At 56.4% G+C, this 25870-nt stretch carries 24 protein-coding genes and 2 pseudogenes; 16 read left to right on the forward strand and 10 right to left on the reverse strand.

The window, feature by feature from the left end:
* Positions 1–10 precede the first annotated feature (10 nt).
* The 5 genes and pseudogenes from O77CONTIG1_RS04040 to rpmB all read left to right on the forward strand — a co-directional run bounded on the left by O77CONTIG1_RS04040 (position 11) and on the right by rpmB (position 3639).
* Positions 11–1471 (forward strand): RecQ family ATP-dependent DNA helicase, encoded by a 1461-nt coding sequence (locus O77CONTIG1_RS04040; protein WP_068508286.1) that lies wholly within the window; start codon positions 11–13, stop codon positions 1469–1471.
* Positions 1472–1597: 126 nt separating this feature from the next.
* Positions 1598–1711, forward strand: coding sequence for a hypothetical protein (locus O77CONTIG1_RS28310; RefSeq protein ID WP_410503498.1), 114 nt, complete (start codon positions 1598–1600; stop codon positions 1709–1711).
* Positions 1712–1738: 27 nt separating this feature from the next.
* Positions 1739–2265 (forward strand): annotated as a pseudogene (locus O77CONTIG1_RS28315) (ISKra4 family transposase); the annotation flags it as partial.
* Positions 2266–2479: 214 nt separating this feature from the next.
* A complete protein-coding gene (locus O77CONTIG1_RS04045) occupies positions 2480–3283 on the forward strand; it encodes an MBL fold metallo-hydrolase (RefSeq protein ID WP_068508288.1) in 804 nt (267 codons plus the stop codon).
* 119 nt (positions 3284–3402) lie between these two features.
* A complete protein-coding gene (gene rpmB / locus O77CONTIG1_RS04050) occupies positions 3403–3639 on the forward strand; it encodes a 50S ribosomal protein L28 (RefSeq protein WP_068508289.1) in 237 nt (78 codons plus the stop codon).
* Between the two features lie 294 nt (positions 3640–3933).
* Here the strand turns inward: rpmB and O77CONTIG1_RS04055 are convergent, their stop codons facing one another.
* Entirely contained in the window at positions 3934–4476 is a 543-nt protein-coding gene (locus tag O77CONTIG1_RS04055; RefSeq protein ID WP_068508290.1) for a response regulator, read from the reverse strand.
* Positions 4477–4858: 382 nt separating this feature from the next.
* Here O77CONTIG1_RS04055 and lipA point away from each other — a divergent pair, with 382 nt between their 5' ends.
* The gene (lipA, locus tag O77CONTIG1_RS04060) at positions 4859–5815 is read left to right on the forward strand and encodes a lipoyl synthase (RefSeq protein ID WP_084782151.1); all 957 of its coding nucleotides are present in this window, start codon (positions 4859–4861) and stop codon (positions 5813–5815) included.
* A gap of 30 nt (positions 5816–5845) precedes the next feature.
* Here the strand turns inward: lipA and O77CONTIG1_RS04065 are convergent, their stop codons facing one another.
* Positions 5846–6598: a PspA/IM30 family protein gene (locus O77CONTIG1_RS04065; RefSeq protein ID WP_068508293.1), complete on the reverse strand. Its 753-nt coding sequence runs from the start codon at positions 6596–6598 to the stop codon at positions 5846–5848.
* A 216-nt stretch (positions 6599–6814) separates the two neighbouring features.
* On the opposite strand from O77CONTIG1_RS04065, the gene O77CONTIG1_RS04070 reads away from it, so the two are divergent.
* Both O77CONTIG1_RS04070 and htpG read left to right on the forward strand, forming a co-directional pair.
* Complete coding sequence (locus O77CONTIG1_RS04070; protein WP_068508294.1) at positions 6815–7558, forward strand: MOSC domain-containing protein; 744 nt, start codon at positions 6815–6817, stop codon at positions 7556–7558.
* A 206-nt stretch (positions 7559–7764) separates the two neighbouring features.
* Positions 7765–9753, forward strand: coding sequence for a molecular chaperone HtpG (gene htpG, locus O77CONTIG1_RS04075; protein WP_068508296.1), 1989 nt, complete (start codon positions 7765–7767; stop codon positions 9751–9753).
* Between the two features lie 171 nt (positions 9754–9924).
* On the opposite strand, the gene ffh is transcribed toward htpG, so the two are convergent.
* The 4 genes from ffh to O77CONTIG1_RS04095 all read right to left on the reverse strand — a co-directional run bounded on the left by ffh (position 9925) and on the right by O77CONTIG1_RS04095 (position 14523).
* A complete protein-coding gene (gene ffh, locus O77CONTIG1_RS04080; RefSeq protein ID WP_068508298.1) occupies positions 9925–11391 on the reverse strand; it encodes a signal recognition particle protein in 1467 nt (488 codons plus the stop codon).
* Between the two features lie 229 nt (positions 11392–11620).
* A complete protein-coding gene (locus tag O77CONTIG1_RS04085; protein ID WP_068508300.1) occupies positions 11621–12787 on the reverse strand; it encodes a sugar phosphate nucleotidyltransferase in 1167 nt (388 codons plus the stop codon).
* A 355-nt stretch (positions 12788–13142) separates the two neighbouring features.
* A complete protein-coding gene (locus O77CONTIG1_RS04090; protein ID WP_068508302.1) occupies positions 13143–13988 on the reverse strand; it encodes a segregation/condensation protein A in 846 nt (281 codons plus the stop codon).
* A 169-nt stretch (positions 13989–14157) separates the two neighbouring features.
* Positions 14158–14523, reverse strand: coding sequence for a lipopolysaccharide assembly protein LapA domain-containing protein (locus O77CONTIG1_RS04095; protein ID WP_068508305.1), 366 nt, complete (start codon positions 14521–14523; stop codon positions 14158–14160).
* A 1127-nt stretch (positions 14524–15650) separates the two neighbouring features.
* Here O77CONTIG1_RS04095 and O77CONTIG1_RS27725 point away from each other — a divergent pair.
* Positions 15651–16082 (forward strand): sugar transferase, encoded by a 432-nt coding sequence (locus O77CONTIG1_RS27725; RefSeq protein WP_286132531.1) that lies wholly within the window; start codon positions 15651–15653, stop codon positions 16080–16082.
* Entirely contained in the window at positions 16079–16297 is a 219-nt protein-coding gene (locus O77CONTIG1_RS27730; RefSeq protein ID WP_286132532.1) for a sugar transferase, read from the forward strand. Before O77CONTIG1_RS27725 ends, O77CONTIG1_RS27730 begins: the two co-directional genes overlap by 4 nt.
* A 123-nt stretch (positions 16298–16420) precedes the next feature.
* Here the strand turns inward: O77CONTIG1_RS27730 and O77CONTIG1_RS04105 are convergent, their stop codons facing one another.
* Positions 16421–16738: a hypothetical protein gene (locus O77CONTIG1_RS04105; protein WP_156434920.1), complete on the reverse strand. Its 318-nt coding sequence runs from the start codon at positions 16736–16738 to the stop codon at positions 16421–16423.
* Entirely contained in the window at positions 16735–18099 is a 1365-nt protein-coding gene (locus O77CONTIG1_RS04110) for an FAD-binding oxidoreductase (RefSeq protein ID WP_068508308.1), read from the reverse strand. Before O77CONTIG1_RS04110 ends, O77CONTIG1_RS04105 begins: the two co-directional genes overlap by 4 nt.
* Before the next feature lie 362 nt (positions 18100–18461).
* Here O77CONTIG1_RS04110 and O77CONTIG1_RS04115 point away from each other — a divergent pair, with 362 nt between their 5' ends.
* From O77CONTIG1_RS04115 to psb32, 4 genes are all read left to right on the forward strand, one after another.
* Complete coding sequence (locus O77CONTIG1_RS04115) at positions 18462–19937, forward strand: DUF2157 domain-containing protein (RefSeq protein ID WP_068508310.1); 1476 nt, start codon at positions 18462–18464, stop codon at positions 19935–19937.
* 128 nt (positions 19938–20065) lie between these two features.
* Positions 20066–20779, forward strand: coding sequence for a GDYXXLXY domain-containing protein (locus O77CONTIG1_RS04120; protein ID WP_068508312.1), 714 nt, complete (start codon positions 20066–20068; stop codon positions 20777–20779).
* Positions 20780–20990: 211 nt separating this feature from the next.
* Positions 20991–21626, forward strand: a complete 636-nt coding sequence (locus O77CONTIG1_RS04125) for a helix-turn-helix transcriptional regulator (protein ID WP_068508314.1) — start codon at positions 20991–20993, stop codon at positions 21624–21626.
* 133 nt (positions 21627–21759) lie between these two features.
* Positions 21760–22458, forward strand: a complete 699-nt coding sequence (psb32, locus tag O77CONTIG1_RS04130; protein WP_286132533.1) for a photosystem II repair protein Psb32 — start codon at positions 21760–21762, stop codon at positions 22456–22458.
* A 90-nt stretch (positions 22459–22548) separates the two neighbouring features.
* Here the strand turns inward: psb32 and O77CONTIG1_RS24165 are convergent, their stop codons facing one another.
* Entirely contained in the window at positions 22549–22692 is a 144-nt protein-coding gene (locus O77CONTIG1_RS24165) for a hypothetical protein (protein ID WP_156434922.1), read from the reverse strand.
* An 85-nt stretch (positions 22693–22777) separates the two neighbouring features.
* Here O77CONTIG1_RS24165 and O77CONTIG1_RS25965 point away from each other — a divergent pair.
* A pseudogene (locus O77CONTIG1_RS25965) lies at positions 22778–23870 on the forward strand (ISAs1 family transposase).
* On the opposite strand, the gene sbcD reads toward O77CONTIG1_RS25965, so the two are convergent.
* Positions 23867–25045, reverse strand: coding sequence for an exonuclease subunit SbcD (gene sbcD / locus O77CONTIG1_RS04145; protein ID WP_084782155.1), 1179 nt, complete (start codon positions 25043–25045; stop codon positions 23867–23869). The pseudogene O77CONTIG1_RS25965 and the gene sbcD overlap by 4 nt on opposite strands.
* 204 nt (positions 25046–25249) lie before the next feature.
* Here sbcD and O77CONTIG1_RS04150 point away from each other — a divergent pair, with 204 nt between their 5' ends.
* Positions 25250–25858 (forward strand): DUF3318 domain-containing protein, encoded by a 609-nt coding sequence (locus O77CONTIG1_RS04150; protein ID WP_068508322.1) that lies wholly within the window; start codon positions 25250–25252, stop codon positions 25856–25858.
* Positions 25859–25870: the final 12 nt, after the last annotated feature.

Here is a 25870-nt window from a genome sequence, read left to right on the forward strand (position 1 = left end):
TCCCTCCGCGATGCATCTCACCGATTCCGTTTCTGCGCCAGAGTGGGCGCGTGTCCGGGCGACGTTTCAGCTGGTTTGGGGCTACGACGACTTTCGACCGCCGCAGGGCGACATCGTGCGATCGCTCCTCTCTGGGTGCGATGCCCTGGTGGTCATGCCCACGGGGGGCGGCAAGTCGCTTTGCTTCCAGCTTCCGGCGCTGCTGCAAACGGGGCTGACGCTGGTGGTGTCGCCGCTGGTGGCGCTGATGGAAAACCAGGTGCAGGAGTTGCGCGAAAAGCGGCTGCCCGCTGCCCTGCTGCATAGCGAGCTGCCGCCCCGCCAGCGCCAGCAAACGCTGTGGCAGTTGGAGCAGGGCAAATTGCGGCTGCTGTATCTGTCGCCAGAGACGCTGCTGAGTATGCCAGTGTGGAACCTCCTGAGCCAGCCGCAGGTGCAGATTCGCGGGCTAATTTTGGATGAGGCACATTGCCTGGTGCAGTGGGGCGACTCGTTTCGGCCGGCTTATCGGCGGCTGGGGGCGGTGCGACCGGCGCTGCTGGCAGCGAAACCCGCAGGCACAACACTGGCGATCGCCGCGTTCACCGCCACGGCCGACCCGCAGGCGCAGCGGACGATTTCCGAAGTGCTGGGGCTGAACCAGCCGCAGGTGTTTTTGCAAAATCCTTACCGAGCAAACCTGGCGCTGTCCGTGCAAACGGTGTGGAGTCCACGCGGGCGCAGGCGATCGCTCCTCCAGTTCATCCAGGCGCGGCGGGGCAAGGCGGGGCTGGTCTACGTGCGATCGCGCCGCGAAGGGGAAGACCTGGCAGACTGGCTGAATCAGGCAGGCTTTCGCACGGCGGCGTATCATGCGGGGCTGGGCCCGGCGCAGCGGCGGCAGATCGAGCAGGCGTGGCTGGGCGGGCAGATGCCGTTTGTGGTTTGCACGAGCGCCTTTGGCATGGGCATTAATCATCCCCACGTCCGCTGGGTGGTCCACTATCACGCGCCGCTGCTGCTGAGCGAATATGTGCAGGAGGTGGGGCGGGCTGGGCGCGACGGCAAACCCGCCGAAGCGTTGACTCTGGTGAGCGATCGCCCCGGTTGGCTAAACCCAGACGATCGCCAGCGGCAGCAGTTTTTTACCGAAAAAGCGCGATCGCAGCACCAAACTGCCCAATCGCTGATCCGCAAGCTGCCCAAAGCAGGGCCCGTGGCCGGGGTGGCCCGCCAGTTTCCCGATGGGGCAATCGCCCTGGCCCTGCTCCACCGCAACGGTCAGCTGGTCTGGGACGATCCGTTTCACTACCGCATCCTGCCTGGCGCGACACCGCAGCCCTTCCGGGCAGACCCCGCCATCCGCCAAATGCAGGACTACCTCTATACTCGCGAGTGTCGCTGGCGGCTGTTGCTGCGGAGCTTTGGCTTTGCGAAAGAGGCAGAGGCGCTGCGCTGCCAAACGTGCGATCGCTGTGGGTTCTGTTTGTAGTGGATCTTCAAGGAGGCATTGTAACTTTTGACACGTTTTAGTCTATGTGTACTATCAGGGATATCCTCTCAGCCTGAGTTGTTTGACCAGGTTCGCAGCGTGCTTCGCCGTAGGCATTATTCCTACATGACTGAAAAAAGCTACGTTCACTGGATGAAGCAGTTTGTTACGAGTGCATCCCGCTTTTGCGATGAGTACAAGAGCTTAGTTCTAGGCTTTACCGATAGCGCCAAACTTTGAGCATCGTACCTTTACCCCATACCTGTCATGGACGCTGAGAAAAAAGCCCAAATCCAAGCCCACGCTCGTGCCCTTGCTGCTCTGCTGTAAGGGGAAACCAACCCGGAGCCAGTGAAAACGTTGGCAGGGATTGAGGCGGCAGTGCGCGGGCACCTGCTTGAACACGTCAGCCCAGAGATTGGGAATTTTCTAGGGCAACCAGCAGCGGCACCACAAGAGGACGAAAACGTAGCCTCGAGAGCATCCTCGGTCGACTGCGCTTGAGTGAAAAACAAGCTCAAATTCTGGATATGAGCAGGCCGCAGAAGACATCGAAGTGTCGACTGGGGGTAGCAGTTTCTCACAGGACGCAACAACGGCCCGTGCATCGTCAAACCCTTGAGCTGCCACAAGTGGAAGGAACAGTTGAGGAGATCGGTGTAGATAGAGGTAAAGTGCGATTGCGAACAGCCCAAGGACAACCGAGTGAATGGCGCGATTACAAAGCAGTGAAGCTGCACGAGTCCTGTGTTGCTGCCTTGCTCCAGGACAATGAGCCGTTGGTGAACTGGGTCAAGGTTTAGCCTTTGTCTGACCCACGGTCTGGAGCTAGACATCCCACCCAAGACCAGTTGAGCCGCCATACTGAGAATTGCTAGGGGGAGAGCGTCCGGGCTTGATTCCCCCTTGGCCCCTTTTTAGAAGGCAAAACCCGGCCGCTCCGGCAAGGGAGCGATAAGATCAAGATGTAGAAATGTTAAGCATCTGGATTCTGTGGGGGCAGTTGCCATGTATCTCACCTGGCTAGACAATAACTTTTGGATGATCGACCTGGACGAGGTGCGGATTTTGCTCGATCCGTGGCTGGTGGGGCCGCTGACGGTGGGCAACCAAGAGTGGCTATTGAAGGTGACGCATCGCACGCCGCCCGCCATCCCCGGTAGGGTGGATATGATCCTGCTGTCGCAGGGGCTAGAGGATCATGCCCATGTGGAGACGCTGAAGGCGCTGGACAAGGCGATTCCGGTGGTGTGTTCGCCGAATGCGGTCAGCCTTGTGATGGGGCTGGGCTATCGCTCGGTGACGGCGCTGGCGCACGGCGAAACGTATACCTACGAAACGTATGCCCACAAGGGCGTTTCGATTCAAGCGTTTCCGGGGTCACCCATTGGCCCGTTTTTGACGGAAAACGCCTATGTGCTGACGGGGCAAACCGAGGGGACGCGCTTGTATTACGAGCCACATGGCTTTCACGCGCCCACGCTAGAGGAGCTTGCGCCAGTGGATGTGGCGATCGCCCCGCTGATGACGGTGAAGCTGCCACTAGTGGGAGCCATCATCAAAGGCCAGGAGAGTGCCGTAGAGCTGGCGCGATCGCTCCAATTGCGATACCTGCTGCCGACGGGGGCGGGGCAGGCGGTGGACTATGCTGGGCTGCTGCCGTCGCTGCTGAAGGGGGAGGGTGGCCCAGCAGAGTGTCGAGCGCTGTTGGCGCAGGCGGGCTTGGCGACGGAAGTGCTGGAACCCAAACCGGGCGATCGCCTTTTGATTTCTCCAGCCTCCTCTCCGGAAACTTCCTCCGTGGCGGCGTAGGATTGCCGTTCGCGCTGCTCTCAAGAGACAGAGGTTTTTTGACCACTGGCATCCCTCAGTGGTTTCAAAAACGCTGTATAATGATTGCTTGTGCCAATTAATGACTTGAGAAAACCGCTATGAGCCGCACTTGTGAACTCACGGGCAAGAAGGCCAACAATGGCTACGCCGTTTCCCACTCGCATCGCCGCACGAAAAAGCTGCAACAGGTGAACCTGCAAGAAAAGCGAGTCTGGTGGCCGCAGGGCAAGCGGTTTGTGACGCTGCGCCTGTCTACCAAGGCGATCAAGACCCTCGAGAAGAAGGGGATTGACGCAATGGCCAAAGCTGCGGGCATTGACCTGAACAAGATGTAATGAAGCTGGTGAGCATGAAACTGTAAGAATGAAGCGGTCAGTTTGAAACGCTGGACGACTTCGTAGCAGTTTTAGATCCTCACTCCCTTTCAGGACTTCAGGGTTTCAATCAAAGTTTCAAAATTAAACCCAGGCGTGAGACACTGCTCTTGCGCCTGGGTTTGTGTTGTCAGGGCGATCGCACGACACCTTGTTGGGCGATTGGCTGTTGGGCGATTGGCTGTTGGGCGATTAATTAGCTTGCTGGGCGATTCAGCACGGCCGCAATGCACTGCCCTGCAAGGCTTCGAGCCGTTACTTCAGCTTTTGCTTGATAAACGTAAGCAACTGGGCCATCTGCTTCTTGAGCGTGTCGATTTCGACCTGCATTTTGTCAATCTTCTGGTTCAGCGCGGCTACCTCTGCGCTGCTGGAGGCGGTGCTTGCTGGGGCTGCCGCAGCCGCGCCCACAGGCTGGGGCCATTTCTTGAACTTGGCCATGGCGGATTTGATCGCTTCGACCAGATCCTTTTGCTCAAAGGGCTTTTCGATGAACTCGAAATATTCGAACGGCTCCGGAAGTTTTTCCGTCACCTCTTCTCGGCGACCCGACATCAGCACCAGCGGCGCACGCAGTTCGGGTTTTGCCTGAATTTCCTGAAACACTTCCCATCCGCTCATGCGGGGCAGCAGGAAGTCCAGCATGATCAGGTTGGGATGCTCTTGGTGAATCAGGTTGATGCCCTCCACCCCATCTTTGGCTTCCAACACCTCAAAATTTCCCTTGGGCAGCATGTCGCGCACCATGTTGCGGATGACTCGGCTGTCGTCGATAACCAGGATTTTGTGACTTGCCACGGTGGACTCCTGCGGTAGTGACTGGAAGGTAGTAACGAGCGGGAAAAGCAGCGAATCTAGAATTCTAAATAAAGCGGGCAGCAGGCGGAGACACAGGAAGAGCAGCGTAATAAAAACGCGCTTGCTTCAGAATAACGGATGCAACTTTCTGAGACCTACTTTTTGATACTAATACCCAATACTAATACGACTCAGTTTAGCGGTTCATGCTTGAGATCACGCGATCGCCCGTCAAGATTCGCCCGAAAACGTCACCCTCCCTCGGTGTTGCTCCGAAACTGGGCTTGCTCAACTCAACTCGTGCTTGCGGCGAGTTCTTCTAGAAATCCCTCTAGAATCGAGGGAAGGGCGATCGCCCCCTCTCCTTCGTTATTGTGCCCCCATGAGCCAACCTGTAGAACAGTTGCCTCCAGAATTTACGCAGGAATTTTCTACGTCGCAGCCTGCAAGCTCGAATCCTGCTGTCTCTGTGCGACCCAGCTTGCCCGACTGGCTACGGCGACCCATCGGCAATGCCCGCGACCTGTCCACGGTTCAGCGAATCATCAAAAAGCGGCAGATCCACACCATCTGCGAAGAGGGGCGCTGTCCCAACCGGGGCGAGTGCTACAGTCAGAAGACCGCTACGTTTCTGCTGATGGGGCCGACCTGCACGCGCAGTTGCGCCTTTTGCCAGGTGGATAAAGGTCACGCCCCGATGCCGCTCGATCCAGAGGAGCCGCAAAAAGTGGCGGAGGCGGTGCAGCTTTTGGGGTTGCGCTATGTAGTGCTGACTTCGGTGGCGCGGGATGATCTGCCTGATGGTGGCGCAGGCTGGTTCGCTCAGACGATGGCGGCAATTCGGCTGCGAAACCCTGATACCCAGGTCGAGGTGCTGACTCCAGATTTTTGGGGTGGCCCTGGGGGCGAAGCCGCCCAGCTCGAGCGCATCCAAACCGTGGTGAATGCCCAACCTGCCTGCTATAACCACAATGTGGAAACGGTGCGGCGGCTGCAAGGGCCCGTGCGGCGGGGGGCAAAGTATGAGCGATCGCTCTTTGTCTTGCAGCAGGTCAAGGTCTTGAACCCCCAGATTCCCACCAAATCGGGGCTGATGCTGGGGCATGGCGAAACCGAGGCGGAGGTGTTGGAAACCCTGCGGGATTTACGTGCTGTAGGCTGCGATCGCCTCACGCTGGGTCAATATATGCAGCCGTCGCTCGACCATTTGCCCGTGCAGAAATATTGGACACCTGCCGAATTTGAGCGGCTGGGGGCGATCGCCCGCGAGATGGGCTTTCGCCATGTGCGCTCTGGCCCGCTGGTGCGGAGTTCGTATCACGCAGGCGAAGAGGCATAGCGGCTAATGCAAACGCAAAGCGGCGATCGGCTAGCTCTCTTCAAGCTGCGATCGCAGGCGGGTTAGGTCGTCGTCTTCGGGCAGTTGTCTGGCCGGCTCGCCGGACGCTAGCTCATGGGCGGGTTTCCCGATCAGTTCTGCCTTCATCGCGGCCAGTTCGCTGTCGATGTCGCCACCGCTTTCAATCTGGGCAAAGCGTTCTTCGAGCTTGTCGGCATTCAGTTCGGCGATCGCCTCCGACCGCGCTTCCAGATCTAGCACCTTTTGCTCCATCCGCTCGAAGGCCGCCAGTGCGCCCCCAGGGTTATACTTGCCGATCATTTCGTTCAGCCGCTCAGACGCTTTGGCAGAGCGGGCGCGGGCAATGTAGAGATCCTTCTTGGTCTTTGCCTCTGCCAGCTTGCTTTCCAGCATGATCATGTTTTGCTTCATCTGGGCGACAATGCCCGACTGCTGCTCGATCTGCCCCTTCAGCGCGTCGGCTGTGTCTTGGTAAGTCTTGCGGCGAGTGAGCGCCTCTCGCGCCAGGGCTTCTTCGCCTTTTTGCAGCGCCAGTTGCGCCCGCTGATACCACTCGCGAGACTGCGCCTCTGCCTGGGCCTGCTGCCGCTCGGTGCGCTTTTGGGTGGCGATCGCCTGGGCCACCGCCTGCCGCAGCCGGATCAGGTCTTCTTGCATATCGATGACGGTCTGCTCCAGAATTTTCTCTGGATCTTCGGCCTGGCTGATCAGGCTATTCAGGTTGGCTCGAATCACGCGCCAGATTCGGTCAAGCAGTCCCATGATGACTCCAGATGACAAGGTACAAAAACTGATGCACGGCGAGTTGTCTTACATCGTAACGTAGTCGGTGTTTGGGGGGCAGGCAAGCAAGTTGTAGAAAATTGCTCTGGTAGCCTCTTCACAAAGATGGATTCACAAAGACGGATTCACAAAGACGTAAAATTTTGAAATTCCTGGCATCCTCGATGTTAGCCCTCCCTTTTTCGGCGTTCGACCTTGCAGATTCTCAACCTGTTTACCAAAACCGCGTCTGGCAAACCGCCCACGCCGTGCGATCGCCTCTGGTTGCGGCGGGGGCTGGGCATTGAGGGCGATGCCCATGCGCGGGCGGGCAGTCCCCGACAGGTGTTGCTGGGCAGCGCTCCGGTGCTGATGGAACACGGGCTGCGGCCGGGCGACTTGCGAGAAAACATCCTGCTGGATAGCTTGGTGGAAGCACTGGTATCGGGTCAGGTGTTGCAGCTTGGCAACGCGGCGCAGGTGCGGATCATGGGTGAGTGCGAACCCTGCGCCTATCTGAACACGCTCCAGCCGGGGCTGGCAAAGCGGATCAACGGACGGCGGGGAGTGCTGGCGATGGTGATTTCCGACGGCATGGTGCAGGTGGGCGATCGCGCTATTGTGTTGCCGCAGACCTTTCCCGCCATACCCAACGACACGCGGGGCAAACTGCACGAGTTTGTGGCGCGGATTCCGCTGGGGCGCGTCGTGCGGACGACAGAACTGCTGGTGGCGCTGGGGCTAACCGCCAGCCACTATCGCGCCATTCCGGTGATGCTAAAGAAAGCGGAGGCAGGACTGCCCGTGCATCGCGTGGTGGGCGCAGGCGGTCGGCTGCTGACCCAGCACTTGCCCAATCAGGCAGAACGGCTGACGGCAGAGGGCGTGCCGATCGAAGAGGCAGCGGTGCCGTCAGTGTACTCCTGGGAACCGGCGCAGTTTCACGCGCTGGATGTGTGATTGGGACAATGCGTGATTAGGAGGCTGACGCAGCGGCTGATTCGCGGTGGTAGGGAAATCCGAACTCGCGCAACCGAAACCCCAGCCAACTAAAATAAGAGGCGATCGCAGGATGCATCACCTGCTCGAAGGATTGCGCCGAAATTCATCCTTCACCCCTCCGCCTTCATCCTTTCCACTCACCTTATCCCTTCATTCCAAAACCTATGACGACGATTCTGGAACAGGGCAATATTTCAATTCATACCGAGAATATTTTCCCGATTATCAAAAAGTGGCTCTATTCCGACCACGAGATTTTCCTGCGGGAACTGGTGTCCAACGCCGTAGACGCGATTCAGAAGCTGCGAATGGTGTCGCACTCCGGCGAATATTCCGGCGATCTGGGCGATCCGCTGATCGAGATCAAGATCGACAAGGATGCCAAAACGCTGTCGGTGTCCGACAACGGCATCGGCATGACCGCCGACGAGGTGAAAAAGTACATCAACCAGGTGGCGTTTTCTAGCGCCGAAGAGTTTGTTGAAAAGTACAAAGCCAGCAGCGACCAGCAGATTATTGGGCACTTTGGTCTGGGGTTCTATTCGTCCTTTATGGTGGCGAAGCACGTCCGCATCGATACGCTGTCCTACAAAGACGGATCTCAGCCCGTCCGGTGGGATTGTGACGGCTCGACCGAGTTCCAGCTTTCCGAATCGGATCGCACGACGCGGGGTACAACCGTTACCCTAACGCTGCAAGACGAAGAAGAGGAATACCTGGAAACCGCCCGCATTCAGCAACTGGTGCGGAAATATTGCGACTTTATGCCCGTGCCGATCCATCTGGACGGGGAGCAAATCAACCGCCAAAAGGCACCCTGGAAAGAATCACCCAGTTCGCTGACCAAGGACGACTATCTGGAGTTCTATCGCTATCTCTACCCGTTCCAGGAAGACCCGCTGCTGTGGGTGCATCTGAACACGGATTATCCCTTCGTGGTGAATGGCATCCTCTACTTCCCTAAGCTGCGCCCCGATGTGGACGTGACCAAGGGACAGATCAAGCTGTTCTGCAATCAGGTCTTTGTCAGCGACAACTGCGAAGAGGTGATTCCCCGATTCCTGATGCCGCTGCGGGGCGTGATCGATAGCTCCGACATTCCGCTGAACGTGTCGCGCAGCTTCTTGCAAAACGACCGCACGGTGCGCCGCATTGCGGACTATATTGCCAAGAAAGTGGGCGATCGCCTCAAGGAACTCTACCGCGACGACCGCGAAGCCTATATCCGCAGTTGGCAAGACCTGGGAACCTTCGTCAAGTTCGGCTCGATGAACGACGACAAGTTCAAAAAGCAGGTCGAGGATATCCTGATTTTCCGCACGACCCATCAGGAGCCACCCGCCGAGAAACCCACTGTAGAAGTGAAACCCACTGTAGAAGTTCAGACTGCTGAGGGCGACGTGTGGGAGTCGGGTTCTGCCGCTCCGTCCAATACGGTCGATGGCAAAACCTATACCACGCTCAAAGACTATCTGGAGCGGGTAAAAGAGCGCCACGAAAACCGCGTCTTTTATTGCAACGACGAATCTAGCCAGGCGACCTATGTAGAACTTCACAAGAGCCAGGGGCTAGAGGTGCTGTTCCTGGATTCCTTCATCGATTCGCACTTCGTCAGCTTCTTGGAGCGGGAACATCCCAACGTGCGCTTCTCGCGGGTCGATTCGGAACTCGATGACACACTGATCGACAAAGATCAGGCAAACGAAATCGTTGACCCGACCACCAACAAAACCCGCAGCGAACAGATTAAAGAACTGTTTGAAAAGGCGCTGAACAAGCCCAAGCTGACCATCCGCACCGAGGCGCTCAAGTCCGACAATGCCGAAGCTGCGCCGCCTGCGATGGTGCTGCTGCCCGAAAGCCTGCGCCGCCTCCAGGAAATGACCGCGCTGCTGCAACAGCAGGAAATGGCGTTCCCAGAAGAACATATCCTGCTGGTGAACACAGCCCATCCGCTGGTGCAAAACCTACTGTCGCGCAGCCAGGGCACGATTCTCCGGTCGGATGGTTCCGCCGCGTCGGATGACCTCTCGACGCTGCTCTGCCAGCACATCTATGACCTGGCGCTGATGAGCCAGAAGGGCTTTGACGCAGAGGGCATGAAGGCGTTTGTGGAGCGATCGAACCAGGTTCTGACGCGGTTGACTCGTTAGAATTGGGCGGTGAGAAAACATCAGTAAAAAGGGGAGCCTTCAGAAGGTTCCCCTTTTTCATTGCAAGCCCAAATCTCTTACAGCCCTACGGGTCAGGGTTGGGGCGTGTCCTCTGCGAACCTGGGGGACACGCTTCTTGATTGTCCTGATGCAAAAGCGGATGCTATGTGCCTAGAGGGTTCCAAACCCTTTCTTCTTTTTGTCCTTCTTCTTTTTCTTAGAGGGTGGCCCGCTTGGATAGCCGCGCCAGCCGGGTGGTGGGGCGTTGCGCGGGCCGCCCATTGCGGGAGCGCCGCCGCCAAAAAGTCCGCCCATGCCCGGCATTCCCATACCTGGCATTTGCCCCTGGCCCATCTGCTGCATGAGCGATCGCATCTTTTGGAAATCGCTGACGAGCTTGCTCACGTCGTCCAGTCCATAGCCTGCGCCCCTGGCGATGCGGCGGCGACGGCTAGGCGAACTAGACAGCAAATCTGGATTTTTGCGCTCCTCGCGGGTCATGGAATTGATCATTGCCTCCGCCCGTTTAAGCTGCAATTCGCCCTGCTCTAGCTGCTCGCTCGAAATCTTGTTCATACCGGGGATCATTTTCATGATGCCACCCAGCGACCCCATCGCTTTCAGCAGCCGGGTTTGCTTCAAAAAGTCGTCAAAGTCGAACTGGGCATTGAGAATTTTCTCTTGCAGTTTTTCGGCTTCGGCGATATCGACTTCTTCCTGGGCTTTTTCGACCAGCGTCAGCACGTCGCCCATGCCCAAAATCCGCGATGCCATCCGGTCAGGATAGAACGGTTGCAGCGCCTCGACCTTTTCGCCCACGCCTACAAACTTGATCGGCTGCCCCGAAATCCGCCGCACCGACAGCGCCGCACCGCCCCGCGTGTCGCCGTCCAGCTTGGTCAAAATTGCGCCTGTAATGCCGATGCGGTCGTGAAACGTGCGGGTGAGGTTTGCCGCCTCTTGGCCTGTCATCGCGTCTACCACCAGCAGCACTTCATGGGGCTGCACGGTGTCTTTAATCTGCGCCAGCTCGGCCATCATGTCGGCATCGATTTGCAGACGGCCCGCCGTGTCGATGATGACGGTGTTAATGCCGTCTTCTTTGGCTTTGGCTACGCCTTGTCGAGCAATTTCTACCGGGTTAGCATCCGTGCCTAGCTCAAACACAGGCACGTTGATCTGCTTGCCCAGCGTGATCAGCTGATCGATCGCCGCAGGACGGTACACGTCCGTCGCCACCAGCAGCGTGCTGCGATTCTGCTTGCGGAGATGCAGCGCCAGCTTTGCTGTAGCCGTCGTTTTACCTGTACCCTGGAGACCCGCCATCAGCACGATAGTCGGCGCAGGCTCTGCCTCGGCGAGGGGAACGTTGGTTTCTCCCATGACCTCTACAAGCTGGTCATGGACGATTTTGATGAACTGCTGATCGGGGCGGACACCGGAAATCACCTCCGCACCCAGCGCTTTTTCTTGCACTTCCGCGACAAAATCCTTCACCACCTGGAGGTTTACGTCTGCCTCCAGCAGGGCCCGCCGCACTTCGCGCAGGGCTTCTTGGATGTTGGCTTCGGAGATTTTGTCTTGACCGCGAAGTTTTTTCCAGGCTCCTTCAAGGCGATCGGCTAGGGCTTCAAACATAGGGAAATCAGGGGTGAACTCGAAGTTGATCTGTGGCTGATGGGGTTAAGACTTTTTAAGACTTTTGGATCTCTATCCTAGCGTTATTGGGAGTGTATACAAAAAGCGGAACGCTCCGAGGTGGAACGTCCCGCCTGATGAAAATGCTTGAGAAAAGGATGACAAGATTGCTAAGCGATCGCCCTCCTCAGATGCCCCAAAAGGGCGATCGCCCCTCAAGTCTACTAGCCTATCGAGTCTCAGCGCTCAGCAGTTCCGTAATCGCCTGATGCTCGATCGGCGTTTCGGCAGGAATGTCGCCCCGTGTGTCGGCGATCAGCCAGTCGAGCGCAGCCGCCTGCACGTCGATGGATGCGCCCGTCTTGTCTACGCAATAGCGACCAAACACGAGCTTATCGACCAGGCGCACGCCGGGCCCTAGGCGCGAATATTCAAAAATCACGCTGTTATCAACCGTTGCGCCGCTGCAAATGTGGCAGTTGGGGCCAATCATCGACGGGCCGACAATGCGTGCGCCGTCCTCAATCTTGGTCATGCCGCCAATGTATACCGGGCCCTGAATGTCTACCTTGTCCCAGTTCACGGCGACATTGATGCCCGTGTAGATGCCGGGGCGCACTTCTCGGCCGGGAATTTCGACATTCTTGACCTCACCCCTTAAGACGCTGCGAATGGCGTGCCAATAGTCGGGCACTTTGCCAATATCCACCCACTCAAAATCCATCGAAATGCCGTAGAAGGGTGCGCCCTTTTCAACCAGCTTGGGGAATAGCTCACTGCCGATGTCGTATTCCACACCAGAAGGAATGTAGTCAAAAATTTCTGGCTCAAAGATATAAATCCCGGTGTTGATTGTGGTGCTGAGGGCTTCTTCGATCGAGGGCTTTTCCTGGAAGGTTTGGATGCGGCCCGACTCATCGGTGACCACAACCCCATAGCTCGACACCTCTTCGCGGGGCACATCTTTCATAATAATGGTGGCGATCGCCCCCTTTTCTCGATGCCAGCGCACCGCCTCGGTCAAATTCAGGTCGATCAGCGCATCACCACACAGCACCACGAACGTATCGTCAAAAAACGGCGCAAAGTCCTGAATCTTCCGCATTCCGCCCGCAGAACCGATAGCCTGACCTTCGAGTTGACCATCCACAATCCGCCCTTCAAAGGAATAGGCAATTTGCACGCCAAAGCGCTGTCCATCGCGGAAATAGCTCTCGATTTCGTAAGCCAGGTGACTCACGTTCACCATGATTTCATCGAAGCCGTGCTGCCGCAGCAGCTCTAGCAGGAACTCCATCACGGGCTTTTGCAGAATGGGAATCATCGGTTTGGGAATCGTGTAGGTGATGGGACGCACACGAGTTCCCTTACCAGCAGCGAGGATCATGGCTTTCATAGCGTTTGCTCTAACCTTTGGGGCAATTTGCTTGGGTTGGTGTGGAATAATTTACTACAGACAAAAGAAAGTTAACTCTACGTAATCTAAACTTAGTGTTCTCCAATTTAGGAAGACCGTCCAAGAATTGGCTGTGGAATTCACAGAATCTTTGCCAGCAAAACAGATTGGAAGAAACTCTAATTAAGCCTTGAGTATCCCTTCACAGAAACCGGTTCTAGCCGCGCTCATCCTGAAATGACTCCTCCTGAGACTATGCGTGGTCTAAACCAATTTCTAAACCCACTAGACCAATTCAGAAATTGATTCAGTCGCGACGGGACGAAACCCCTTCCATACCCTAGCCTCCCTCTATCTAATCCAGCAAGTTGGACACAGCAGAGTTTTCCAGGGAATCCGTCTCAGATCCCGCCAGACTCCGCACTCGCAAATCCTGATAGAACTCTTCCTGGAGCAGTTCTACCTTAGATTGGGCAGAGAGATAAAGGAGCGCCCAAAACACCCCCACGCGATCGCCCTGAGGCGTTGCATGGTGGCCCTCTTGTCGGGTTTCTGCTGCTGCGTCCGATGCCACCCACAGTTCTAGCAACTGCTCAAACTCCATCCACTCATCACCCTGGCTCACCGCGTCCCAATGCTCTTGCAAAAACTGCTCCAGCACAGCGGCAATTTCAGACAGGTTTTCCTGGTGAGCCAGTTGGGTAATGACGCGCACCGCCTGACTGCGCGACTGAGGACGGGGACGACGAACGCGCTGTCGAGGTCGGGGGTCGGACACTGCCGCCGCCATCATCTCTAGCTGAGAAATGAGCTCTTGCAGCGTCACCTGGCGACTCTGCATCGGTCGGGCCACCGCTCTCCGCCGCAACCGCCGCTCTAGGCTGAGGGGCAAGGGCGCACCCGCAGTCCCGTCAGATTTTTCTAGAAACTCGTCTTCTAATGGCGCTTCGTCTTGAGTGGCGCGGGCTAGCGTATCGGCCTTGAGCAGCACCAGCATAGAAGCATAGAGAAATGCCTGACCCGACTCGGACAAGTCAGCCTCATAGGGGGCACGGCCCGCTTCTACCGCTTGCAAGGGCTTAAGCTGGCTGAGAAATCGATCAATAACGTCGATAACCTTGACATCCCACGGGTCAATTTCGCCCCGTTCAGACAGGTCGATCAGCAGGGCGATCGCATTTTGCGCTAGCGAAAGAGCCATTTGCCAGGCAGCCCCAGTTTCCCTAAGGACTAATCTCTATTGGGTACTAATGTAGACGAAATAACCAGCCATCAACCCAATCAGACCCAGCAATAATAGCGGCACCCACAGACTGGCAATGTTGACCATGCGATTGACCCTGCAGCTATTCCTGCGCCAGCGAGGACACCTACTTGGCGAAGACCTCGGTCACTTCCACGTCTTGAGGGGCAGGCTGCGAAGCAGGCAGCAGGCGCTGCTGTGCTTCCAACTCCACCTTATAGCGCTGGATGTCCTGTTCCAATTCCTGAATCCGCACATCTCGCTGCCGCAACTCGCGCCCGGACTCCAGCAAATTTTGAATTTGATTCCACACGCTAAAGACCCAGGCCAAGACTGCGCCAATGCCCATTGCTAGCAAAAGCTCGATCGACAGCGGAGCCTGAAGATCTAGCCCCTCCACCACATGAATGACCGCAGGCTCAGTATTTTCGATGCCAAACAGCACTAGGGCCAGACAAATCACAAAGATGACGACAAAGTTGATTTGGCGCATGGATGTTGTCCCTCAATCTTTCACTCACACAGCAGACATCCAACAATCTTACAAACTTTCTTGCGACAGATGGAGTTCGGAGCCTGGTTGATCTTTTCTGCCAGCATTACCCATTGTCTGGGATGCCTGCCCTAAAAGACTTTTGGAGCAAGATTTGGGTGATAGATTGCCAGCAAACGAACGATTGACAGGTCACTTCGGTACTTGAGGCTGCTAGCACTCGATGTAACGGTCAGTCTCCATCCACTTTGGCGATCGCCCCCACTGTCAGATTGGGCTAAAGCTCATCGGTCGAAGAACAAGGGTTAGGAACAACAAGAACAATTCTCAGAATTTCTACCTAGCAATGGAGAACTTAAAGTGTAAGAAATCAGCCACTCTCCGGATAGCAACATCGTTTCACGAATACTGAGATAGCGTGTTCAGATATCACTTATCCACGCAAGGGTGTACCGATCGAGGATCTACGAGCAGCGCTACAAACAGCCACAGGGTGACAGACTGGTCTTTTTTCCCTGAACCGCCTGGGTCAGTGTTAGCGAGTCAAGTCTCTCGCTTTATCAAATCTCCCTGATAGAGACTGGCAGACCCGAATCAGTATTGACTGGGCGATCGCGCTGACTAGGGCTGTTCTTGCAATTGTTCATTTAATCTGCGATTTCAAGACCACAAAATGCCCCAGAAGATAGCTTCAGAAAATCCACGGTTGTCCTGATCGAATCACTGAGAACAGGAATATTCTCCTCAGTATTAAGGAGTTTATTCGAGTATCAAGAAAAAGTCACATCTGTTCAGTATTTACTGAGCAAACCCTGAAACAAACGGCATTTCGGGGACTGTTTCCTATGTCAAAACGTTCCGATCTTTGTGAGCAGAACCTGATACGTTGCTTCCCTACCAGAACTTTAAAAAAGTCTCAAACAAATTAAAGCTTCGGGCAACCTTGTCATACGGTTCTATCCAGGCTTGGGGACGACTTCATAGCATAGGGATCAGGAGCTAACCAGAACTGATGAATTCTCAAGTCAATCTCCTTTTCCAGTCCACTCGCCGTGAAGGAGCGCAAGCAAATCGTGATAGTCACCTCTGGCCAACTTTCTTCCGTCATGAACTACTCCTCAAGACTGATGCAAATCGCTGAGCGACGAGCCGAATTGAAGGAAGTGCATCCCTCGGTGACCAGTAAGGCAAAGCGCTTGATTGACATTCTGGGCGCACTGGTAGGGTTGGCGATTACAGGGGCAATCCTAATTCCAGTGGCGATCGCCATCTGGGTAGATGACCCCGGGCCCATCTTCTACAGCCAAATCCGCTGCGGACTCAACGGTCAGTTTTTCCGCATCTGGAAGTTCCGCTCAATGGTCGTCGATGCCGATAAGGTCAAGCACCTGGTTAAAAACGAAGCTCAAGGACTCATTTTTAAGAACGAAAAAGACCCCAGAATCACTCGCGTCGGACGGTTTCTCCGTCGAACCAGCCTCGACGAACTGCCCCAGTTTTGGAATGTCCTGATGGGACAGATGAGCCTGGTAGGGACTCGTCCCCCCCACCCAGGATGAAGTGTCGAAATACAGCCCCCCACCACTTCCAGCGTCTCGCCGTAAAACCCGGAATCACGGGAGAATGGCAAGCAAACGGGCGCTCTACCGTCAAAGACTTTGAAGAAATCGTCAAGATGGATCTGGCTTATCAGAAAAAGTGGTCTGTGGGCTATGATATTCAGCTCATTCTTAAGACGATCCAGGCTGTGCTTAACAAGAGTGGTGCTTGCTAAGCGGCTCTCTCCTGCCCTTACGCTGGGTTAACGTCTTCTGAGTCAGCAGGCTATCCTGCGACTCCGGGAGACGTTTTGCCATGAAGGAAGGGTTTGGGCTTGGGAGAACCCTTTTAGTGAGGGCTAGTAATAGACTGATCCATCTTGTCGCTTGAAAAAGCGATAAGACGGCTTGATTCCAAGCCACGTCGTCAGTGTACTTTTCGCATCTATACAAATGCACAGATCTTGATTAGGGAGGCGATCGTAGCGATCGATTTGAAACGTGACTTTTGCTGTTTCAAGCTGTCGCTCGATCAGGGGTTGATCTTCAGCATCCCGATCGAGTTGCTCATAAGACCATTGTTCTACCTCCGCACCGACACAATCGGTCTCGACCCTCAGCAGTCTCCAGTGTGAGCGATAGCGTTCTAGAAACATCATGCTCCGAACGACGCTCACAGCGACCCGCGCTCCAACCAGGCCCGCATCTTACCTGGATTCAGCAGTCCATAGGGGTCTATCTGCTCTTTAAAGGCAAGCTGCACTGGATCGATACTTTTGCGTCCGCCATCTTCCAGAATGTAGGTGTGAGGATTGGCAATAAACGCGCCCTGATCCTCGTGATATTTGATAATCTCCATCAGCCGCTCTGGGGTAGAGTAGCGTACCAACTGGAGCGCTGCCGGAACTGCCGTGCCGCCCGTCCGCAGAAACTCCAGGTGCATCATCACCTCATCGCCAAAATGGTGATACATATGCTCAACGAGCGTGAGCTGTTTGTCATCCGGAAACAGCGTTTGCAAGTAGGTCAGAGTTGGGTCAACGCTGCGGGCATGGAGCGTGGTGTGGTTCCAGGTAAATTCCATCAGCAGCGTGCCTTTGCTGGCTTCCTGGGCAGATTTCTGATAGCAAACTGCGCCGCCAAACTCTTTCACCAAATCGGCAAACGGCTCCAGGCTGGGTTCTGCCACCATCACAAAGGCGCAGTGTTTGCCGTCGGGAATGCTGTTACGAAGCGCTGCGAAATAGGTCGGGACTGGATGGGCAAAGACGGTGACGAGCTTTTTGGTGATGCCGTCGGAGTCGCTGAGCGCCTGACCAAAGCGAGCAGCGGTCATAAAGTCGTCAAAGGTAATGATTAGCTCGGCCCAGGGATAGGCGGGCGCTAGAGGAATTTCGAGTTCGGTGATAATGCCGTTGGTGCCGTAGGCATGGTTCACCTTTTGCACCTCATCCCCCCGCAGTTCGATGATGCGGGGCGTGTCTTCCATCGTGACGACGCGCACGGCGTGGAGATTGCCGCGATCGCGCAATTGTCCATAGGTAACCGAGCCAATGCCGCCGCTGCCGCCGCCAATAAAGCCGCCAATCGTCGCTGTGCGGTAAGTGGAGGGAGCCATACGAATCTCCCAGCCCAGTTCTCGCGTTTGCTTGTCGATATTGACCAGCTTTGCGCCCGGCTCCACGCAGGCTAGCCCTGGCTTGACCCATTTCACGGCCTGCATCCGGGTCAGATCCAGAATGACACCGCCTTCCAGTGGCACACATTGACCATAGTTGCCTGTGCCAGCGCCGCGCACGGTCAGCGGAATGCGATGCCGAACGCAGACCTGTGCCACTTGCAACACCTCTGCTTCGCTGACGGGTCGCACCACCAGATCCGCCACTTTGTCGTCTAGCAGCGGCCGCAGGATTGGACTGTAGGTGTAGTAGTCCTTTGACAGCTTGGCGACTTGCGCGGCATCGCGAATCACCTCTATCCCCGCGAGTTCTGCGGCAATGGCATCCCAATCGATGGTGCGCGGTGCGGTCAGCGTCATTCAAAATCCTCCTTAGATTTGCCCACTTAGATTTACCCAGTGGGGCGATCGCCCAGTTAATTAAAAATTCTTTACTTACTGTGGTCTTAATCTAGCCAGATTGCAACCTGCGGTTGGGTGAAGTGGGCTACGGATTTGTGCGGATTATTTGTGCGGATTATTTGTGAGGATTAATTTCTGCGGATTAATTTCTGCGGATCAGTTTGCGCTGATTACCGATCAGGTTGCGCTAATTAGAAAATGGCGATCTCTTTCAGTACGCTTTAGGTTCTGGCATAGCGGTCTAGACCTTTCCGGGGGATTTATGCGACACCGATGGTATGAATGCAAACGTTGCATCAACCCACAGCAGGATAATTCCTATGGCAAGCGAACAATTTCGGCGGCAACTCCGGCGCGAAGCCGAGCAGTGGCGGATTGACGGGCTGATTGAGCCGGGCCAGTATGAGCAACTGGCCGCACAGTATGACTTTGAGGCGCTGGAGACGGGCGCACGCGATCGCTTCGTGGTCATTTTGCTAGGGCTGGGCTGCATTTTGCTGGGGCTGGGGGTGATTACCTTCGTCGCGGCAAACTGGCAGGCAATTCCCCGCATGGGCAAGATGGCGCTGCTGTTCAGCCTGTTTTTGGCGGCCAATGCAGCGGGCTTTTACCTGTGGCGGCGACCCAAACCCAACGGGCGAGAGCGCTGGCAGCACCGCTTGGGGCACGGGCTGCTGCTGCTGGGGGCGCTGGTGCTGGGGGCAAACCTGGCGCTGGCGGGGCAGCTATTTCACCGCAGCGGCGCGTTTTATGAACTGTGCCTGGTGTGGGGATTGGGCGTGCTGGCGATGGCGTTTGGGCTGCGGCTGCGATCGCTCGCGCTGCTATCCATTTTGCTGATGGGCGTGGGCTATTGGTCGGGGATGTGGGAAGCCACCCAAATGCAGGCCCTGGGGGGCTTAAATGGCCTGATGAGCCTGATGCCGCTGGTGGCGGGGGGACTGTTTACGCTGCTGGCTTATCAGTGTCGCTCGAAGGTGATTTTTGCGCTGGGGGCGATCGCCACTGTTTCGGCGCTGCTCGTCACCCTGAGCGATGTGGGGAACCAGTTTAGTGGTCCTGCTGCTCCTGGCTTTTTGGTGGCGATCGCCTGCACGCTGCCCCCAGCCCTGCTGTGGAGCTATGACGACGCGCTTTGGTGGCGGCTGAGAAACGCGCCACTACCGCTGACCCGCCCATTTCGTCCGGTTGCCCAAGCGATCGCGCTGATTTTCCTGACGGCAACTTGCTACTGGTTCTCGTTTCGCAGCATCTGGACACCAATGTCTGAACAGCCCAGCTTTGCACAACAGGTTCGGGCTTTGTTCAGCCACAGCGGCGACCTGCTGCTCAATCCCAACCTGTTTGTTTACACAGCGCTGATGCTGATTGGCTGGTTTTATCTGGCGTATCCGCGCCACCGGGGGCAACGCTGGGGACTGTCACAACACGATGCAATTATGCTGGTTTTCTTGCTGACGGTGGGGCTGATTCCGCTCTGGCACTGGGGCATTTCGCCCATTCAGGCAATTGCCACTTACTTATTTAACGTGCTGCTGTTCCTCCTGTCGGCAGCGTTTATCCGGCAGGGACTCGCCCAGGGCAATCGCAGCCTGTTTTGGTACGGCATGGTAATGCTGGTGCTGCAAATCATCAGCCGCATGTTGGAATACGAAACCGGGCTGCTGCTGAAGTCTGCCGTCTTCGTCCTCTGCGGGCTGGCTGTGCTATTTGTCGGACTCTGGTTCGAGCGCCACGTCCGCACCCTCGCCCCCGCCGCTACGCTCACCCCCGCCTCTCAGGAAGAAACGGTTTAGCGAGGTTTAGGTGTGCCTCTTGCTTCAAATCCAGCCAGGGCAGGATTCGTGCAGCAGTTGCTTGATTTCGTTGCCTGATTTCGCCGCCTGATTTCGATGTTCTCTAGTTTTTCCTTGTCGAGCGTCCTATGAATTCCGAATCTCGTCCCTCCAACCGTCACCCCCTCGTCCCCGCTCCCCCGAGCGCACCCACTCCGCAGCATCCCCTCCCGCCTACTCCCCCGTCGCCCCTCGCGCCTGCCCCGTCTGCCCGCTGGCGCTTCTGGCTGCCCCTGGCGATTCAGGCAGCGCTGATTTTGGTGATTCCCCTGCAAGCCACCTATACCCAGGCAACGGGACAGACCATAATTTTGCAGACGGGCCCTGTTGACCCCTATCATCCCCTGCGCGGCTATTATGTGACGCTGGGCTACGACATTTCCCAGCCGGGTGAACTGGAGAAACTGCCGGGCTGGAAGGCATTTGAAGCAGAAGCGCAGCAGCGGCGATCGCACTTTGCCGCTCGGACAATCTACGTCATTCTGGAAGCGCCTGCCTCGGACACTGCAAACAGCCAGCCGCCCAAAGCCTGGAAACCCGTCGCCGTGTCGGGCGATCGCCCCCGCAACCTGCCCACCAATCAGGTTGCACTGAAGGGCATCTATCGCAACGGCTGGGTGAACTATGGGCTAGAGCGATACTACATGCCCGAAGCCAAGCGACTCGACATCAACAACCGCATCGCCGAACTGCAACAGGCCAATCCACAATCGCCCAACTTTGTCATGGAAGCCAAAGTCGGAGCCAATGGCGAAGCCGTGCTGACCCGAATGTGGCTCGCTGACCAGCCCTATCAGTTTTGAGGACGGTCAAGGCTTTTAGCAATTGCGCCTGGGTAAAAACGCCGTAACAACCGTCGCCAGCCCAAAAATTCCCAAAATTGAGGACAAGCGCCCTCCGCACACGGCACACTGAAGTATGGGGTTTGCCTTGGCCTGTCGCACTCACCCAGCATTAGGGGCAATCCAAAATCCAAAATCCAAAATCCAAAATCCAAAATCAACCCCTGCCTGAATGGAGGACACCAAGCCCAGAGCCAAAGATCAAATCTTGCACCTGCTGAAAATGCGGGGGGCACAGACGGCGGCGGCCTTGGCAGAGCAGCTTGCGATTTCGCCGATGGCAGTGCGGCAGCATCTCCAAACGCTGAAGGCAGAGCAGTGGGTGACCTATCGCCAGGAGCGCCGCCCCACGGGTCGCCCGGTGAAGCTGTGGCAGTTGACTGAGCATTCCGTCAGCCGATTCCCTGATAGCCACGCTGACCTGATGCTGGACGTGTTGCGGGGGGTGGAGACGGTGTTTGGGGCGGAAGGGCTAGAGCGAGTGATTTTGGAACGCAGCCGCCGCCAGGTTCAGACCTATCGGGCGCAACTGGCTGGGGTGGAGTCCTGGCAGGCGCAGGTGAGGGCGATCGCCCACTTCCGCAGCCAGGAAGGATACATGGCCGAGGTTTTGGAACAACCCGACGGGCTATTGCTGGTGGAAAACCACTGCCCCATCTGCGCCGCCGCCCAGACCTGTCCGGGGCTTTGCACCGCTGAGCTGGAGGTTTTTCGTTCTGTTTTGGGAGCGGGCGTGGTGGTCGAACGGGTGGAGCATCTGATGCAGGGCGATCGCCGCTGTGCTTACCGCATCCAGCCAGTCCATTAAACCCACTAAACTTTTTCCAGACTTGCTTACCACTCCATCTCTCCCCGCGCCCTCCAACCTGGTGTATTTTTGTAATGAGGGTTGGGAATTTTCAGAAATGACACATTTCTTTAAGCAAACAGATCGGAAACGAGTGGGTCAACTGTTGCGATCGCTCCATAGCCGGATGGGTGCGATCGCCCTAGCCTTGGGAGTCTTGCTGTGGCTGGGCGGCGCGGCCCCTGCCCTAGCAACTGGCGTATACGAGATGCCCGCCGTCAGCCCGACAGAGTGGGTGGTGGACGAGGGCGACGTGCTGAGCCGTCTGAATGAAAGCAACATCAACGGCAAGCTGAGCAGCTTATCCAAGAAGACGGGCAACGACGTGCGCTTGGTGACGATTCATCGATTGGACTATGGCGAAACCGTCCAAAGCTTTACTGACCAGTTGTTTGAGCAGTGGTTTCCCGAACCCGCAGATCAAGCGCATGAAGTGCTGCTGGTGCTGGATACGGTGACGAATAACGCCGCCATTCGCGTGGGCGAAGCTGCAAAGGAACTGCTGAGCGATGACATTGCCACCAGCGTTGTGGATGAAACGCTGGCTGTGCCTCTACGTCAGGGCGATCGCTACAACCAGGCATTTCTCGACGTGACCACGCGCCTGTCGGAAGTGCTGGCGGGCAATCCTGACCCCGGTCCGCCCGTCGTGGTCGAAGTCGATCAAAGCGAGGGCACTTTTGCCACGCCTGAAGAGACGGCTGAAAGCAATGCCACCGTATGGGTGATTGGGCTACTCTTTGCAGCGACGGTAATTCCAATGGCGACTTATTACTGGTATCAGATGCGATAGTCGCAGCAGGCTGACAATAAACCTAGTCATTGGAGAAGCGTGGGACAGGATTCCATGCTTCTTTGCTTTGTCCTTATTTTCTAATTTTGGTCAGAGCAGGCGCAACTGGGTGTTTGCAGTCTCTTCCAAGGCAGCGGCCGTGGCATCGGTTGAATCGATTTCTGGCAGCGCGTCACTGAGCGCAAGATCCTCAGGACAATCCCCTGCCAGCAAGTTTTTCGCAGCAGCCAGCATGTCGTCCGCCAGCCCGCTCAGGTGGTAGGGTTGATTCTCTACCCGGAAGAATACAGATTGGAAGAGATGAGATCAAGGCGAAGAGATGGGAGTAGAGGCATTAATTGAACAATTAGAAACGATTCCAGATTGGCGGCGGGGACGGAAAGTCCAATATCCCCTGTGGTTGATGCTGTTGATGACCTTGTTGGGTGTCATGAGCGGGTATAGCAGCCTCAGAGGGCTAGAAGACTTCATGAAGCGTCACCAGCAGGAGGTCGCTGAATTATTCGACTTAGCGAAAGCGAAACTCCCCAGTTACTCCACCTTGCGGGATATGACTCTGCATGTGGATGCCCTCAAGGTTACTGAAATATTCATGCGATGGGCGAACCAAGCATTGCCGACAGAACCAGGGGAGGTGATATCGCTGGATGGCAAAGCGTTAGCTAGTACCCTGAAGGACTGCTATGGCGAGCAGCAAGATTTTGTCACCGTCGTGAGTGCCTGTGTGCAACGGTGGGATGTGGTGATTGGGCAAGTGAGCTTCCATAATGGCGAAAGCAGTGAGATTGTAAGCGTTAGACACTTGCTGCAACAGCTTGATGTCAAAGGCGTGTGGGTGACCTTGGATGCGTTGCACACCCAAAAAAACGGTTTGTGAGATTATCGACGTTGGCAATCATTACTGCATTGGACTCAAAGCCAATCAACGCAAGTTGCTGGAGCAGGCACAGCAGTGCGCTCAAACTCAAGTTCCTCTGAGTTCTCACGAGTTCCTCGATACCTCTCATGGTCGGGTTGTGACTCGTCGGGTTCGAGTCTTTGCTGCTCCCCCAGAGCTATCCCAAGATTGGCAAGCGTTAGCGGCATTTGTCTGCGTTGAGCGTTCGGGAGTCCGTCAGCGACAGCCTTTTAAGCGACAGTCCTGGTTTATCATCTCTCAAGTCATAGACGCTCAACAGCTGAGTGGGATGATTCAAGCCCATCGGGGCACAACAGAAAACAAATTACATTGGGTTAAAGATGTCGTGCAGGGTGAAGATGCTTCCTGGATTCGCGCTGCTAACCCTGCAACGCTGATGGCACTGTTGCGCTCCTGGGCAATTTCTTTGTTTCGTAAAGCTGGCTATTCCTCCATTACAAAAGCCATTCGCTTGTTCCAGCATGATTTGCCGACTCTGATTTCTTTTATCTAGAGAATCAGCCCTACGCTCAGGTGGGGGTGATGCTCCAGGTAGGTTTTCAGGGCTTCAATCGGGTCTAGCTCGTTGCCTGCACCTAACTCTGGCAGGCGTGGTCGGGCAAGCTGGCTCTGCACTTCGGGATAGATGCTGTAGGTATGGGCGGATTTCAGAACTTCGTGCAGAGCGGCCTGATCGATTTCCTCAGATTGCTCTGGCAGGATTTTATAGACTAGGCGCACCACCGCGTCGGCCATCAGGGTTTGCTGGAGATGGCTTAGGAGCGTTGCTTGTGGGTCTGCTGCATCCGTCAGATCCACGCTGAGGGTCTGAAAGGGGCGCACGGGCAGCGGGCAAAATTCCACCACTGCTTTGCCGCGCTCTAGGGACACCAGCACATAGCCCTTGTCTTCGGCTTCTTCGCTAAAGTCTACCCGCTCGATGCTGCCTGGATAGACCACGGGCGGCTGGTCGCAGAGAATCTGGTGGCGATGAACGTGACCCAGCGCCACGTAGTCAAAGCAGGGACGCGCCAGCAGCGCCATCGGCACGGTGAACCCCTTGCTGGCGGCGAGAAAGCGCTCTGCGCCAAAGCGGGCGGTGTCGGTCATCAGGTGCGCCAGCAGGATGGTGGGCAAATCTGGGTCGAGCCGCCGAATCTCGCCCTCCAGCGCCACTCGCAGCCGTTCCAGGAGCAAGTGATCTACATCTGCCAGCGATCGCCCTTCGGTGTCGGGGCGGCTAAGCAGGGTAGAGCGGGTTAGCCAGGGCAGCGTGATGACCTGAACCTCTCCGCTGCGGGTGGCAATGCGGTGCGTTTCCAGGCGATCGCCCACGACAAACCCTGGTACGCCCAGCGTCCGATAAATGCACAAACTCGCGCCGCCCTGTCCCTGCGTGTGCTGGTCGTGGTTGCCCACCAGCAGGACGGTGGGAATCTGCGCGTCTACCAAACGGCGAAACTGCTGGGCAAAGACTTCCTGCACCTTGGGCGGCGGCGTGGCATCGGGAAAGGCATCGCCCCCAAACAGCACCAGGTCAACGGATTCGGCGATCGCCCGATCGATACACCGCTCCAGCGATCGCCCAAAGTCCTCCAGCCGCGTATTTGCGCCCGTCTCTGGGTTCACGCGCCCGTGCAACAGTCCACTGCCGAGATGAATATCCGACAGGTGCAGCAGTCGAATCATGGCGATCGCCCCATGCGTTTCAGTACAAGTGTTTAGAGCATTTATACTATATCAGGACTGTTGAATTTTGGATTTTGGATTGGCGATTTTGGGGCGCTCTAGCCGTCTTCATCTGGTGTGATCCGGGTGGCATCAGCGCGGCAACCGCAAACCTGATAGGCTGGATGCCAGAGATTTGCATCGCTTGCGAAAGGCACGGTTTCCATGAACCCCGATGACGAAATTAGCCGCCTGGTTGAAATCATGCCTGCCTCTGGGCGGATGTATGTAAAGCTAATCGACCGCCCAGCACAGGCGGAGGTAATTACAGCAAACCTGCCCCTGCCCTGGCAGCAAAGCCGCCCAATTTACCTGAACTTTGACCTGTGGGAAGAATTGAGTCGTTCTCAGCGCGATTTGCTGCTGCTGCGAACCGTGGCATGGGTGAACGCGACGCGGTGGTTTCAGCCCGGTTGGCCGCAGTTGCTCCTGGCTGCGGGCACGCTGGGAACGGTCGTGGAACTGGCACAGGGCGATGCAATGGGAACCGTGGCCGCGGCGGGGCTGACGGCCTTTTCGGGCTATCGCATCTGGAAAAATAGCCGCAGCTCACAAATCGAGCTAGAAGCAGACGAGCGAGCCATTAATTTTGCCCGACAGCGGGGCTATACCGAACAAGAGGCTGCCCGCAGTCTGCTGAGCGCGATCGAGGCGGTGGCGCAGATCGAAAGTCGCTTTTCGCTGGATTTTACCGAACTGCTACGTTGCCAAAACCTGCGGGCGATCGCCGGACTCTCCAACACGCCCGTCCCCGAACGCCTGCGCGAAAAGTAACATCACATCCGC

Source organism: Leptolyngbya sp. O-77 (assembly GCF_001548395.1).
Classification (GTDB): Bacteria; Cyanobacteriota; Cyanobacteriia; order Elainellales; family Elainellaceae; genus Thermoleptolyngbya.

Bases quoted from the DNA above. Each gene is read 5' to 3' on its own strand.
- O77CONTIG1_RS04040 (WP_068508286.1), top strand. From the start codon at position 11: ATGCATCTCACCGATTCCGTTTCTGCGCCAGAGTGGGCGCGTGTCCGG.
- O77CONTIG1_RS28310 (WP_410503498.1), top strand. From the start codon at position 1,598: ATGACTGAAAAAAGCTACGTTCACTGGATGAAGCAGTTTGTTACGAGT.
- O77CONTIG1_RS04045 (WP_068508288.1), top strand. From the start codon at position 2,480: ATGTATCTCACCTGGCTAGACAATAACTTTTGGATGATCGACCTGGAC.
- rpmB (WP_068508289.1), top strand. From the start codon at position 3,403: ATGAGCCGCACTTGTGAACTCACGGGCAAGAAGGCCAACAATGGCTAC.
- lipA (WP_084782151.1), top strand. From the start codon at position 4,859: ATGAGCCAACCTGTAGAACAGTTGCCTCCAGAATTTACGCAGGAATTT.
- O77CONTIG1_RS04065 (WP_068508293.1), bottom strand. From the start codon at position 6,598: ATGGGACTGCTTGACCGAATCTGGCGCGTGATTCGAGCCAACCTGAAT.
- htpG (WP_068508296.1), top strand. From the start codon at position 7,765: ATGACGACGATTCTGGAACAGGGCAATATTTCAATTCATACCGAGAAT.
- ffh (WP_068508298.1), bottom strand. From the start codon at position 11,391: ATGTTTGAAGCCCTAGCCGATCGCCTTGAAGGAGCCTGGAAAAAACTT.
- O77CONTIG1_RS04085 (WP_068508300.1), bottom strand. From the start codon at position 12,787: ATGAAAGCCATGATCCTCGCTGCTGGTAAGGGAACTCGTGTGCGTCCC.
- O77CONTIG1_RS04090 (WP_068508302.1), bottom strand. From the start codon at position 13,988: ATGGCTCTTTCGCTAGCGCAAAATGCGATCGCCCTGCTGATCGACCTG.
- O77CONTIG1_RS04095 (WP_068508305.1), bottom strand. From the start codon at position 14,523: ATGCGCCAAATCAACTTTGTCGTCATCTTTGTGATTTGTCTGGCCCTA.
- O77CONTIG1_RS27725 (WP_286132531.1), top strand. From the start codon at position 15,651: ATGCAAATCGCTGAGCGACGAGCCGAATTGAAGGAAGTGCATCCCTCG.
- O77CONTIG1_RS27730 (WP_286132532.1), top strand. From the start codon at position 16,079: ATGAAGTGTCGAAATACAGCCCCCCACCACTTCCAGCGTCTCGCCGTA.
- O77CONTIG1_RS04110 (WP_068508308.1), bottom strand. From the start codon at position 18,099: ATGACGCTGACCGCACCGCGCACCATCGATTGGGATGCCATTGCCGCA.
- O77CONTIG1_RS04115 (WP_068508310.1), top strand. From the start codon at position 18,462: ATGGCAAGCGAACAATTTCGGCGGCAACTCCGGCGCGAAGCCGAGCAG.
- O77CONTIG1_RS04120 (WP_068508312.1), top strand. From the start codon at position 20,066: ATGAATTCCGAATCTCGTCCCTCCAACCGTCACCCCCTCGTCCCCGCT.
- O77CONTIG1_RS04125 (WP_068508314.1), top strand. From the start codon at position 20,991: ATGGAGGACACCAAGCCCAGAGCCAAAGATCAAATCTTGCACCTGCTG.
- O77CONTIG1_RS24165 (WP_156434922.1), bottom strand. From the start codon at position 22,692: ATGCTGGCTGCTGCGAAAAACTTGCTGGCAGGGGATTGTCCTGAGGAT.
- sbcD (WP_084782155.1), bottom strand. From the start codon at position 25,045: ATGATTCGACTGCTGCACCTGTCGGATATTCATCTCGGCAGTGGACTG.
- O77CONTIG1_RS04150 (WP_068508322.1), top strand. From the start codon at position 25,250: ATGAACCCCGATGACGAAATTAGCCGCCTGGTTGAAATCATGCCTGCC.